Annotated in this window: 1 protein-coding gene; it reads left to right on the top strand. The window is 68.4% G+C overall.

All coding sequences use genetic code 11. The features are described from left to right. Positions 1-134 precede the first annotated feature (134 nt). Complete coding sequence (locus tag AC3WOE_RS02335; protein ID WP_492687956.1) at positions 135-15,089, top strand: SPM autocatalytic domain-containing protein; 14,955 nt, start codon at positions 135-137, stop codon at positions 15,087-15,089. Positions 15,090-15,189: the final 100 nt, after the last annotated feature.

The following is a 15,189-nucleotide window of genomic DNA, read 5'->3' as shown; positions in this document are numbered from 1 at the left end:
GTCGGGCTGACCGCTCGACGCGCCGGAGCACAGGCTCAGATCAGGACAACGTCTCCGGTTCCGGAGGCGGGCTAGAGATGGCCCAGGGCCGCCCCGTCGCAAGACAGGGCGGCCATCAGTACAGGTGAGAAAACATGTCAACCGTCATCCCCAGCATTCCGGTCTCTGTCATCCCGACGTTGTCCACGACGACGATCCGGGGTTGGACCACGGAGGATTACGCCGCCCTCAGCACTGACCAGCTGATCGCGCTGACCACCCTGCAGGCCTCGGTCATCCTGTCCAGCAGCCTGGCGGTCCTGAAGAGCGACCAGATCCGCGCCTTCCAGACCGAGGACCTGCGGGCCATCGCCACCAGCGCCATTCCCGGTTTCAGCTCCGACCAGATCGGCGCCCTGAAGACCGACCAGGTCCAGGCCCTCAGCACCGGCCAGATCGCGACCCTGTCCACCGTCCAGATCCAGGGCCTGAGCAGCGCCGACATGGTGGCGCTGACCACCGCCCAGATCGGCGCCCTGAGTTCCAACCAGCTGGGCAAGCTCTCGACGGCCCAGCTCGCCGCCATCGAGACGGGCGACATCCAGTCCATCACCACCGCAGCGCTGCGCAATCTGTCGTCCACCCAGCTGGATGCCTTCACCAGCGACCAGCTGCGTGCGCTCTCGAGCGGGCAGGTCAATTCGCTGACCACCAGCCAGATCAACACCCTGGGCACGGCCGACCTGAACAGCCTGACCAGCAGCCAGTTCGCCAACCTGTCGACGGCCCAGGCCCAGGCCCTGACGGCCACCCAGCTCGGCAACCTGGCCACCGACAACCTCAACGCCCTGGGCACCGGCCAGTTCGCCGTGCTGTCCTCCACCCAGCTCGGTGGCCTGACCACGGGCCAGCTCGGCAAGCTCGAGACGGCCGACCTGCGCGCGGTGACCACCGCCGCTCTCGGCGGCCTGTCGTCCGACCAGGTCGGCGCGCTGGCCAGCGACGCCGTCGGTTCGATGACCACGGCCCAGGTGGCCTCGCTGACCGCCAACCAGGTCAAGGGCCTGACCACGGGCGACATGGTCGCCCTGACCTCGGCCCAGGTCGCTGCGATCAGCTCCACCCAGGCCGCGGCGCTGTCCACGGCCCAGATCGCGGCCGTCGAAACCGCCGACATCAAGTCGCTGACGACCGGCGCGCTGCGCAACCTGTCGTCCGACCAGCTCGACGCCTTCACCAGCGACCAGCTGCGCGCCCTGTCCAGCGGCCAGGTCAATTCGCTGACGACCGCCCAGATCAACACCCTGGGCACGGCCGACCTGAACAGCCTGACGAGCAGCCAGTTCGCCAACCTGTCCACGGCCCAAGCCCAGGCCCTGACCAACACCCAGCTCGCCAATCTCGCGACCGACAACCTCAACGCCTTGGGCTCGGCCCAGTTCGGCGTCCTGTCGTCCAGCCAGTTCGGCGCGCTGACCACCGGCCAGTTGGGCAAGCTCGAGACAGCTGACCTGCGTGCCGTGACCACCGCGGCTCTCGGCGGCCTGTCGTCCGACCAGGTCGGCGCCCTGGCCAGTGATGCCGTCGGTTCCATGACCACGGCCCAGGTGGCCTCGCTGACCGCCAACCAGGTCAAGGGCCTGACCACGGGCGACATGGTCGCCCTGACCTCGGCCCAGGTCGGCTCGCTGACCTCGACGCAGGCCGCAGGCCTGTCCACCGCCCAGATCGCGGCCATCGAGACCGCCGACATCAAGTCGCTGACGACCGGTGCCCTGCGCAACCTGTCGTCCGACCAGTTGGACGCCTTCACCAGCGATCAGCTCCGCGCCCTGTCCAGCAGCCAGGTCAACTCGCTGACCACCGCCCAGATCAACACCCTGGGCACGGCCGATCTGAACAGCCTCACCAGCAGCCAGTTCGCCAACCTGTCCACGGGCCAGGTGCAGGCCCTGACCAACACCCAGCTCGCCAACCTCGCGACCGACAACCTCAACGCCCTGGGCAGCGCTCAGTTCGCGGCGCTGTCGTCGTCTCAGTTCGGCGCCTTGACCACCGCCCAACTGGGCAAGCTCGAGACGGCTGACTTGCGCGCGGTGACCACCGCCGCCCTCGGCGGCCTGTCCTCCGACCAGGTTGGCGCGCTCGCCAGCGACGCCGTCGGCTCGATGAGCACGGCCCAGGTCGCCTCGCTGACCGCCAACCAGGTCAAGGGCCTGACGACGGGCGACATGGTCGCCCTGACCTCGGCCCAGGTCGGCTCGCTGACCTCCACCCAGGCCGGCACGCTGTCCACGGCCCAGATTGCCGCCATCGAAACCGGCGACATCAAGTCGATCACGACCGGCGCCCTGCGCAATCTGTCCTCCGACCAGCTCGACGCCTTCACCAGCGACCAGCTGCGCGCCCTGTCCAGCGGCCAGATCAACTCGCTGACGACCAGCCAGATCAACACCCTGGGCACCGCCGACCTCAACAGCCTGACCAGCAGCCAGTTCGCCAACCTGTCCACCGGCCAGGCCCAGGCCCTGACCAACACCCAGCTCGCCAACCTGGCGACCGACAACCTCAATGCCCTGGGCACCGCGCAATTCGCGGCGCTGTCATCCTCGCAGTTCGGTGCGCTCACCACGGGCCAGTTGGGCAAGCTCGAGACGGCCGACCTGCGTGCCGTGACCACCGCCGCTCTCGGCGGTCTGTCTTCCGACCAGGTCGGCGCGCTGGCCAGTGACGCCGTCGGTTCGATGAGCACGGCCCAGGTCGCCTCGCTCAGTGCCAACCAGATCGACGGCTTGACGACGGGCGACATGGTCGCGCTGACCTCGGCCCAGGTCGCCGCCCTGACCTCGACCCAGGCCGCCAGCCTGTCGACCGCCCAGATTGCCGCCATCGAAACCGGCGACATCAAGTCGCTGACGACGGGCGCCCTGCGCAATCTGTCGTCCGATCAGCTGGACGCCTTCACCAGCGACCAGCTGCGCGCCCTCTCCAGCAGCCAGGTCAACTCGCTGACCACGTCTCAGATCAACACCCTGGGCACGGCCGATCTGAACAGCCTCACCAGCAGCCAGTTCGCCAACCTGTCCACGGGCCAGGTCCAGGCGCTGACCAATACCCAGCTCGCCAACCTCGCCACCGACAACCTCAACGCCCTGGGCACCAGCCAGTTCGCGGCCCTGTCGTCCAGCCAGTTCGGCGCCCTGACCACGGGCCAGCTCGGCCATCTGGAAACGGCCGACCTGCGCGCCGTGACCACCGCGGCTCTCGGCGGCCTCTCGTCCGACCAGGTGGGTGCGCTGGCCAGTGATGCCGTGGGTTCGATGAGCACCGGCCAGGTGGCCTCGCTGACCGCCAACCAGGTCAAGGGCCTGACCACCGGCGACATGGTCGCCCTGACCTCGGCCCAGGTCGCCGCCATCGGCTCCACCCAGGCCGCAGCCCTGTCCACGGGCCAGATCGCCGCCGTCGAGACCGCCGACATCAAGTCGCTGACGACGGGCGCCCTGCGCAACCTGTCGTCCGACCAGCTCGACGCCTTCACCAGCGACCAGCTGCGCGCCCTGTCCAGCGGCCAGATCAACTCGCTGACGACCGCCCAGGTCAACACCCTGGGCACGGCCGACCTGAACAGCCTGAGCACCGGCCAGTTCGCCACCCTGTCCACGGGCCAGGCCCAGGCCCTCAGCAACACCCAGCTCGCCAACCTGGCGACGGACAACCTCAACGCCCTGGGCACGGCCCAGTTCGCGGCGCTGTCGTCGTCGCAATTCGGCGCCCTGACGACCAGCCAGCTCGGCAAGCTTGAAACCGCCGACCTGCGCGCCGTCACCACGGCCGCCCTCAATGCGCTGAGCTCCGACCAGGTCGGCGCCCTCGCCAGCGACGCCGTCGGCTCGATGAGCACGGCCCAGGTGGCCTCCCTGGGCGCCAACCAGATCAAGGGCCTGACCACGGGCGACATGGTTGCCCTGACCTCAGCCCAGGTCGGCGCGCTGACCTCGACCCAGGTGGCCAGCCTCTCCACCGCCCAGATTGCAGCCATCGAGACCGGCGACATCAAGTCGCTGTCCACGGCCGCCCTGCGCAACTTCTCCACCGACCAGCTGGACGCCCTGACCAGCGACCAGCTGCGTGCCCTGTCCTCGGCCCAGCTCAATGCACTGAGCACCAGCCCGCAGTTCGTCAACCTGTCCACGGCTGACCTGAACGTGTTGACCACCGGCCAGATGGCCACGCTGTCGACGGCCCAGGTCCAGGCCCTGACCAATACCCAGCTCGGCAATCTCGGTACCGACAACCTGAACGCCCTGGGCACCGCCCAGTTCGCGGCCCTGTCGTCCTCACAGTTCGGCGCCCTGACCACCGGCCAGCTCGGCCACCTCGAAACCGCCGACCTGCGCGCCGTCACCACGGCCGCCTTGGGAAGCCTGTCCTCCGACCAGATCGGCGCCCTGGCCAGCGATGCCGTGGGCTCGATGTCCACGGCCCAGGTGGCTTCGCTGGGCAACAGCCAGATCAAGGGCCTGACGACCGGCGACATGGTGGCCCTGACCTCGGCCCAGGTGGGCGCCATCACGTCCACGCAGGCCGCGGGCCTGTCCACGGCCCAGATCGCGGCCGTCGAAACCGGCGACATCAAGTCGCTGACGACCGGCGCCCTGCGCAACCTGTCCTCCGATCAACTGGACGCCTTCACCAGCGACCAGCTGCGCGCCCTGAGCAGCGGCCAGGTCAACTCGCTGACGACCAGCCAGATCAACACCCTCGGCACGGCTGACCTGAACAGCCTGACCAGCAGCCAGTTCGCCAACCTGTCCACGGCCCAAGTCCAGGCGCTGACCAACACGCAGCTCGCCAACCTCGCGACGGACAATCTCAACGCCCTGGGCACCGCCCAGTTCGCGGCCCTGAGTTCCAGCCAGTTCGGCGCGCTGACGACCGGCCAGCTCGGCCATCTGGAAACTGCCGATGTGAGGGCGGTCTCGACCGCCGCCCTGAATGCATTGAGCACCGCCCAGTTCCAGGCCCTGGCCAGCGACGCGGTCGCCGGCATGTCTACGGCCCAGATCGCATCGATCTCGACCTCGCTGATTCCTGCCCTGGGAACGGCCGACATGGCCGCCATGGGCAGCGCCCAGTTCGCGGCCCTCAACAGCGCGCAGCTCACGCAGCTCAACGGCAATCAGCTCCAGGCCATCGACGTCGGCGACATCAAGGCGATTTCCACCGCGGCACTGCGCGGGCTCAGCAATCTGCAGATCGAGCAGATGACAAGTGACCAGTTGCGCGCCTTCACCAGCGCGCAGATCACGTCACTGAGCACCGCCCAGATCAATGCCCTGTACACCGACACGCTGAACCTGCTGGCCAGCGATCAGATCAACAAGCTGACCACGACGCAGATTGGCGCGCTCAGCGCCTCGCAGCTCAGCCAGCTCGCCACCGACAGCCTCAATGCGCTGAGCAGCGGCCAGTTCGCCGCCCTGAATTCCGGCCAGTTCGGCGCGCTGACGACGGGTCAGCTCGGCAAGCTCGAAACCGCCGACCTGCGTGCGGTCACCACCGCTGCGCTGGGCGGCCTGTCCTCGGACCAGATCGCTGCCCTGGCCAGCGACGCCGTCGGCTCGATGACGACCGCGCAAGTCGCTTCCCTGGGCACGGCCCAGATCAGGGGCCTGACGACCGGCGACATGGTCGCCCTGACCTCTTCCCAGGTCGGCTCGCTGACCTCGACGCAGGCCGCAGGCCTGTCGACCGCCCAGATCGCGGCCATCGAGACCGCCGACATCAAGTCGATCACGACCGGCGCCCTGCGCAATCTGTCCTCCGACCAACTGGACGCCTTCACCAGCGATCAGCTCCGCGCCCTGAGCAGCGGCCAGGTCAATTCGCTGACGACCGCCCAGGTCAACACCCTGGGCACGGCCGATCTGAACAGCCTGACCAGCAGCCAGTTCGCCAACCTGTCCACGGGCCAGGTCCAGGCCCTGACCAACACCCAGCTCGCCAACCTCGCCACCGACAACCTCAACGCCCTGGGCACCGCCCAGTTCGCGGCGCTGTCGTCGTCTCAGTTCGGCGCCTTGACCACCGCCCAGCTGGGCAAGCTCGAGACGGCTGACCTGCGTGCGGTGACCACCGCCGCCCTCGGCGGCCTGTCCTCCGACCAGGTTGGCGCGCTCGCCAGCGACGCCGTCGGCTCGATGAGCACGACCCAGATCGCCTCGCTGACCGCCAACCAGGTCAAGGGCCTGACGACGGGCGACATGGTCGCTCTGACCTCGGCCCAGGTCGGCTCGCTGACCTCGACCCAGGCCGGCACGCTGTCCACGGCCCAGATTGCCGCCATCGAAACCGGCGACATCAAGTCCATCACGACCGGTGCCCTGCGCAATCTGTCGTCCGACCAGCTCGATGCCTTCACCAGCGACCAGCTGCGGGCGCTCTCCAGCAGCCAGGTCAACTCGCTGACGACCAGCCAGATCAACACCCTGGGCACCGCCGACCTCAACAGCCTGACCAGCAGCCAGTTCGCCAACCTGTCCACCGGCCAGGCCCAGGCCCTGACCAACACCCAGCTCGCCAACCTGGCGACCGACAACCTCAATGCCCTGGGCACCGCGCAATTCGCGGCGCTGAGCTCCAGCCAGTTCGGCGCGCTGACGACCGGCCAACTGGGCCACCTCGAAACCGCTGACCTGCGCGCCGTCACGACGGCGGCCCTCAACGGCCTGTCCTCCGACCAGATCGGCGCCCTGGCCAGCGACGCCGTCGGCTCGCTGACGACGGCCCAGGTGGCCTCGCTGGGCATCACCCAGATCGACGGCCTCGGCACCGCCGACATGGTCGCCCTGACCTCGGCACAGATCGCCGCGCTCAACTCGACCCAGGCCGCCAGCCTGTCCACCGCCCAGATCGCCGCCATCGAGACGGCAGACATCAAGTCCATCACCACGGGCGCATTGCGCAATCTGTCGTCCGATCAGCTGGACGCCTTCACCAGCGACCAGCTGCGCGCCCTGAGCAGCAGCCAGATCAACTCGCTGACCACCAGCCAGATCAACACCCTGGGCACGGCCGACCTGAACAGCCTGATCAGCAGCCAGTTCGCCAACCTGTCCTCGGGCCAGGTCCAGGCGCTGACGAATACCCAGCTCGCCAACCTGGCGACCGACAACCTCAACGCCCTGGGCACCAGCCAGTTCGCGGCGCTGAACTCCAGCCAGTTCGGTGCGCTGACCACCGGCCAACTCGGCCATCTGGAAACGGCCGACCTGCGTGCCGTCACGACCGCCGCTCTCGGTGGCCTGTCCTCCGACCAGGTCGGTTCCCTGGCCAGCGATGCCGTCGGTTCCATGACGACGGCGCAGGTCGCTTCTTTGGGCGCCAGCCAGATCAAGGGTCTGACCACGGGTGACATGGTCGCCTTGACCTCGGCCCAGGTCGCGTCGCTGACCTCGACCCAGGCCGCCGGCCTGTCGACCGCCCAGATCGCTGCCATCGAGACGGCAGACATCAAGTCCATCACCACGGGCGCATTGCGCAATCTATCGTCCGATCAGCTGGACGCCTTCACCAGCGACCAGCTGCGCGCCCTGAGCAGCAGCCAGATCAACTCGCTGACCACCAGCCAGATCAACACCCTGGGCACGGCCGACCTGAACAGCCTCACCAGCAGCCAGTTCGCCAACCTGTCCACGGCCCAGGTCCAGGCGCTGACGAATACCCAGCTCGCCAACCTCGCGACCGACAACCTCAACGCCTTGGGCACCAGCCAGTTCGCGGCGCTGAACTCCAGCCAGTTCGGTGCGCTGACCACCGGTCAGCTCGGCCATCTGGAAACGGCCGACCTGCGCGCCGTCACGACGGCGGCCCTCAACGGCCTGTCCTCCGCCCAGATCGGCGCCCTGGCCAGCGATGCCGTCGGTTCCATGACCACGGCCCAGGTCGGGTCGCTCGGCACCGACCAGGTCAAGGGCCTGACCACCGGTGACATGGTCGCCCTGACGTCGGGCCAGATCGGCGCCATCAACTCGACTCAGGCGGGTGTGCTGTCCACCGCCCAGATCGCGGCCATCGAGACGGCCGACGTCAAGTCCATCTCGACGGGGGCCCTGCGCAACCTGTCGTCGGATCAACTGGACGCCCTGACCAGCGACCAGCTGCGTGCGCTGAGCTCCACCCAGCTCAACGCGCTGACGACCAACCCGCAGCTGATCAACCTCGCCACGGGCGACCTGAATGCGCTGACGACCGGCCAGATGGCGACGCTGTCGACGGCCCAGGTCCAGGCGCTGACGAATACCCAGCTCGCCAACCTGTCGACCGACAACCTCAACGCCCTGAGCTCGGCCCAGTTCGCGGCCCTGTCGTCCAGCCAGTTCGGCGCCCTGACCACCGCCCAACTCGGCCATCTGGAAACCGCCGACCTGCGCGGCGTGACGACGGCCGCCCTGAACGCGCTGAGCTCCGACCAGATGGGTGCCCTGGCCAGCGACGCCGTCGGCACGCTGACCACGGCCCAGGTCGCCTCCCTGGGCGCCAACCAGATCAAGGGCCTGACCACGGGTGACATGGTCGCCCTGACCTCGGCCCAGGTCGCCGCCATCAACTCGACCCAGGCCGGTACGCTGTCAACGGCCCAGATCGCCGCCATCGAGACGGCCGACATCAAGTCCATCGCGACCGGTGCCCTGCGCAATCTGTCCTCCGACCAGCTCGACGCCTTCACCAGCGACCAGCTGCGTGCCCTGTCCAGCGGCCAGATCAACTCGCTGACGACCGGCCAGGTGAACACGCTCGGCACGGCCGACCTGAACAGCCTGACCAGCAGCCAGTTCTCCAACCTGTCCTCGGGCCAGGTCCAGGCGCTGACGAATACCCAGCTCGCCAACCTCGCGACCGACAACCTCAACGCCTTGGGCACCAGCCAGTTCGCGGCGTTGAACTCCAGCCAGTTCGGTGCGCTGACCACCGGTCAGCTCGGCCATCTGGAAACCGCTGACCTGCGTGCCGTCACGACGGCGGCCCTCAACGGCCTGTCCTCCGCCCAGATCGGCGCCCTGGCCAGCGATGCCGTCGGTTCCATGACCACGGCCCAGGTCGGGTCGCTCGGCACCGACCAGGTCAAGGGCCTGACCACCGGTGACATGGTCGCCCTGACGTCGGGCCAGATCGGCGCCATCAACTCGACCCAGGCTGCCGTGCTGTCCACGGCCCAGATCGCCGCCATCGAGACCGCCGACGTCAAGTCCATCTCCACTGGCGCCCTGCGCAATCTGTCCACCGATCAGCTCGACGCCCTGACCAGCGACCAGTTGCGCGCCCTGAGCTCGACCCAGCTCAATGCGCTGACGACCAGCCCGCAGGTGAACAACCTGACGACGACCGACCTGAACGTGCTGACCACCGGTCAGATGGCGACGCTGTCGACGGCCCAGGTCCAGGCCTTGACCAACAGCCAGCTCGCCAACCTGTCGACCGACAACCTCAACGCCATGGGCTCGGCCCAGTTCGCGGCGCTGAACTCCAGCCAGTTCGGCGCCCTGACCACCGCCCAGCTCGGCAAGCTCGAGACTGCCGACCTGCGCGGCGTCACGACGGCGGCCCTCAACGGCCTGACCTCGGCCCAGATCGCCGCCCTGGCCAGCGACGCCGTCGGCTCGCTGAGCACGGCCCAGATCGCCGCGCTGGGTACCGACCAGATCAAGGGTCTGACCACGGGTGACATGGTCGCCCTGACCTCGGCCCAGGTCGCCGCCCTGAGTTCCACCCAAGCCGGCGTGCTGTCCACGGCCCAGCTGGCCGCCATCGAGACGGCCGACATCAAGGCCATCTCCACCGGCGCCCTGCGCAACCTGTCCACCGACCAGCTCGACGCCCTGACCAGCGACCAGCTGCGCGCCCTGAGCTCGACCCAGCTCAATGCGCTGACGACCAGCCCGCAGTTGTCCACGCTGTCGACCGGCGACCTGAACTCGCTGACGACCGGCCAGATCGCCAATCTGTCGACGGCGCAGGTCCACGCCCTGACCTCCGACCAGCTCGGCCATCTGTCGACCGACAACCTGAACGCCCTGGGCACCGCGCAGTTCGCGACCCTCAGCTCCGGCCAGTTCAGCGGCTTGAGCACCGGCCAGCTGGCCAAGCTCGAGACGGCCGACCTGCGCGCCGTCACGACGGCCGCACTGGGTGGCCTGTCGTCCGACCAGGTCGGCGCCCTGGCCAGCGATGCCGTGGGTTCGATGAGCACGGCCCAGGTCGCCTCGCTCACGGCCAACCAGGTCAAGGGCCTGACCACGGGTGACATGGTCGCCTTGACCTCGGCCCAGGTCGCCGCCATCAACTCGACCCAGGCCGCGGCCCTGTCCACGGCCCAGATCGCCGCCGTCGAGACGGCCGACATCAAGTCGCTGACGACCGGTGCCCTGCGCAATCTGTCCTCCGACCAGCTCGACGCCTTCACCAGCGACCAGCTGCGTGCCCTGTCCAGCAGCCAGGTCAACTCGCTGACCACGTCCCAGGTCAATACCCTGGGCACGGCCGACCTGAACAGCCTGACCAGCAGCCAGTTCGGCAATCTGTCGTCGGCCCAAGTCCAGGCGCTGAACAACACCCAGCTCGCCAACCTCGCGACCGACAACCTCAATGCCCTGGGCAGCAGCCAGTTCGCGGCCCTCAGCTCCAGCCAGTTCGGCGCGCTGACCACCGCCCAGCTCGGCAAGCTGGAAACCGCTGACCTGCGTGCCGTGACCACCGCGGCGCTGGGTGGCCTGTCCTCCGACCAGATCGGTTCCCTGGCCAGCGATGCCGTCGGTTCCATGACCACGGCCCAGATCGCCTCGCTGGGTTCCAGCCAGATCAAGGGCCTGACGACGGGTGACATGGTCGCCCTGACCTCGGCCCAGGTCGGTGCCATGACCTCGACCCAGGTGACCGGCCTGTCGACGGCCCAGATCGCCGCCATCGAGACCGCCGACATCAAGGCCATGTCGACGGCGGCCCTGCGCAATCTGTCGACCGATCAACTGGACGCCCTCACCAGCGACCAGTTGCGCGCCCTGTCCTCGGCCCAGCTGAATGCGCTGAGCACCAGCCCGCAGTTCACCAACCTGTCGACCTCCGACCTGAACTCGCTGACGACCGGCCAGATTGCCAATCTGTCGACGGCCCAGGTCCAGGCGCTGACCAACACCCAGATCGCCAACCTGGCCACCGACAGCCTCAACGCGATGAACTCGACGCAGTTCGCCGTGCTGACGTCCAGCCAGTTCGGCGCGCTGACCACCGGCCAGCTCGGCAAGCTCGAGACCGCCGACCTGCGCGGCGTCACGACGGCGGCCCTCAACGGCCTGACCTCGGCCCAGATCGGCGCCCTCGCCAGCGACGCCGTCGGCTCCATGACCACAGCCCAGGTCGGGTCGCTGGGCACCGACCAGATCAAGGGTCTGACCACGGGTGACATGGTCGCCCTGACCTCGGCCCAGGTCGCTGCCCTGAACTCCGCCCAGGCGGGTTCGCTGTCCACGGCCCAGATCGCTGCCGTCGAGACCGCCGACATCAAGTCGCTGACGACAGGTGCCCTGCGCAATCTGTCGTCCGACCAGCTCGACGCCTTCACCAGCGACCAGCTGCGCGCCCTGTCCAGCGGCCAGATCAACAGTCTGACCACGGTCCAGGTCAACACCCTGGGCACGGCCGACCTGAACAGCCTCAGCAGCGGCCAGTTCGCCAACCTGTCCACGGGTCAGGTCCAGGCGCTGAGCAACACCCAGCTGGGCAATCTGTCGACGGACAACCTGAATGCCCTGGGCACCGGCCAGTTCGGCGCCCTGAGCTCCAGCCAGTTCGGCGCCCTGACCACCAGCCAGCTCGGCAAGCTCGAGACCGCCGACCTGCGCGCCGTCACGACGGCGGCCCTCAACGGCCTGACCTCGGCCCAGATCGCCGCCCTGGCCAGCGACGCCGTCGGCGCCATGACCACGGCCCAGGTCGCCAGCCTCGGCACGGCCCAGATCCAGGGTCTGAGCACGGCCGACATGGTGGCCCTGACCTCAGGCCAGATCGCCGCCATCAGCTCGACGCAGTCGGCCAGCCTGTCCACGGCCCAGTTGGCTGCCATCGAGACGGCCGACATGAAGTCGCTGTCCACGGCGGCCCTGCGCAACCTGTCGACCGACCAGCTCGGCGCCCTGAGCAGTGACCAGCTGCGCGCCCTGTCCTCGGCCCAGCTGAATGCGCTGAGCACCAGCCCGCAGTTCGCCAACCTGTCCACCGCCAGCCTGAATTCGCTGACGAGCAGCCAGGTCGCCAACCTGTCCACGGCCCAGGTCCAGGCCCTGACCAACACCCAGATCGCCAACCTGGCGACCGACAGTCTCAACGCGATGAACTCGACGCAGTTCGCCGTGCTGTCGTCCTCGCAGTTCGGCGCCCTGACCACCGGACAGATCGCCAAGCTCGAAACCGCCGACCTGCGCGGCGTGACGACGGCGGCCCTGAACGCGCTGAGCTCCGACCAGATCGGCGCCCTGGCCAGCGACGCCGTCGGCACGCTGACGACGGCGCAGGTGGGTTCGCTGGGCACGGCCCAGATCAAGGGCCTGAGTACCGCTGACATGGTCGCCCTGACCTCGACCCAGGTCGCCGCCATCGGCTCGACCCAGGCCGGCACGCTGTCGACGGCCCAGATCGCCGCCATCGAGACGGCCGACATCAAGTCGCTGTCCACCGGTGCGCTGCGCAACCTGTCCTCCGACCAGCTCGACGCCTTCACCAGCGACCAGCTGCGTGCCCTGTCCAGCACCCAGATCAACGGCCTGACCACGAGCCAGATCAACACCCTGGGCACGGCCGACCTGAACAGCCTCACCAGCGGCCAGTTCGGCAATCTGTCGTCCACCCAGGTCCAGGCGCTGAACAACACCCAGCTCGCCAACCTGGCGACGGACAACCTCAACGCCCTGGGCACGGCCCAGTTCGCAGCGCTGAACTCCAGCCAGTTCGGTGCGCTGACGACGGCCCAGCTCGGCAAGCTGGAGACCGCCGACCTGCGCGCGGTGTCCACCGCCGCGCTGAACGCGCTCAGCTCCGACCAGGTCGCGTCGCTGGCCAGCGACGCCGTCGGCTCCATGACGGCAACGCAGATCGGCGCCCTGGGCACGACGCAGATCCAGGGCCTGGGCACGGCCGACATGGTGGCCCTGACATCGACGCAGATCGCCGCGCTCACCTCGGTCCAGGCCGACGTGCTGAGCACCGCCCAGATCGCTGCCATCGAGACGGCAGACATCAAGTCGCTGTCCACGGCGGCCCTGCGCAACCTGTCGTCCGACCAGCTCGACGCCTTCACCAGCGACCAACTGCGTGCCCTCTCCAGCACGCAGATCAACAACCTGACGACATCGCAGATCAACACCCTGGGCACGGCCGACCTGAACAGTCTGACCACGGGCCAGTTCTCCAACCTGTCGACCGCCCAGGCCCAGGCGCTGACGACCACCCAGCTGGGCAACCTCGGCACCGACAGCCTCAACGCCCTCGGTACCGGCCAGTTCGCGGCGTTCAGCTCCGACCAGATCGGCGCACTGACCACCGCCCAGGTCGGCAAGCTCGAGACGGCCGACCTGCGTGCGGTGACGACGGCAGCCCTGGCCGGCTTCGACTCCGACCAGTTCGCCGCCCTGTCGACCGACCATGTCGCCGCCCTGACCACGGCCCAGGTGTTGTCGCTGACCACCAGCCAGCTCGACGGCTTCTCGGCCGGCGACATGAAGGCGATGGACTCGGCGCAGATCTCCATGTTGACGACGGAGCAGGTGGCCTCGCTGTCCACGGCCCAGGTCATGGCCATCGATGCCGCCGACCTGGCCAAGCTGTCCACGGCCTCGCTGCGCGCCCTCACCGACCCGCAACTGGCCGCGCTGACCACCGACCAGCTGACCGGCCTGGGTGGCCGCGTCAACGTGCTGACCACCAGCCAGATCAACCATCTGTCGACCGACGACCTGAACTCGTTCACGGCCTCGCAGTTCTCGGTGATGAACTCCAGCCAGGTCATGGCCTTCAGCACCGACCAGATGAAGGCGCTGGAGACCGACGACCTGCGTGCCCTGAGCACGGCCAACTTCGCGGCCCTGAGCAATGCGCAGATCGACGCCATCACGACGGCCCAGTTCCAGACGCTGAAGGTGACCCAGATCACCGCGCTGACGACGGACCAGGCCGCCGCGCTCACGACCGACCAGATGGCCGCCATCACGACCGACCAGGTCCATGGCCTGGAAACCCGCGACATCGCCGCGATGAGCATGGCCCAGCTCGATGCACTGAGCAACGCGGCCGTCAGCGAGATGACCGGCGCCCAACTGGACGCCTACTTCTCCAAGACGCCTATCGTGCTCGACCTGGACGGCCATGGCATCAACACGCTGGCCGCCGCCCAGGGCGTCAACTTCGACCTGGTCGGTACCGGCCACGCCGACAAGGTGGGCTGGATCGCGGGCGGCGATGGCCTGCTGGTCATGGACCGCAACCACGACGGCATCATCAACAACGGCAGCGAGCTGTTCGGCATGGGCACCATCCTGGCCAATGGCAAGCACGCCCGCGACGGCTATGCCGCCATGGCCGAGCAGGACACCAACCACGACGGCAGGCTGGACAAGCTCGACGCCAACTGGAAGGAGCTCAAGGTCTGGGTCGACGCCAACCATGACGGCAAGACCGACGCCGGCGAGCTCAAGACCCTGGACGAAGTGGGGGTCGCCTCCATCGACCTGAACGCCGCCAAGGGTTCGGGCGGCGACAACGGCAACCTGATCGGCCTGGTGTCCAGCTACACCAGCACTGACGGCAGCAAGCACGACGTGGCCGACGTCTGGTTCAGCAAGGACGTGCAGCCGCAGTCGACCAGCGACGGCAAGGACGCCACGGTCAGCCTGCACGACGTGCTGGCACCGCCGACCACCCCGCTGCTCGGCGCCGAGCATGTCGACCTGACCAAGGCGGCCGCGGCGCAGCCGTCCCCCGACGCCCATCTCGCGGCCATCGACCGCAAGCTGGCCGAGGACGACGAGCACCGTCGCAACAACGGCGGCAACTGGATCTGAGGGAGCCGATCTCCTGACGCCGGTAGCGCGCTGCCGGCCCACGCAGGCCCCGGGGAGTGATCCTCGGGGCCTGTTCTCTTTCGGCCTGTCGACCGCCGCT

The organism is Roseateles sp. FW305-36 (assembly GCF_058787015.1).
This window is presented reverse-complemented; position numbering and strand designations above follow the sequence as displayed.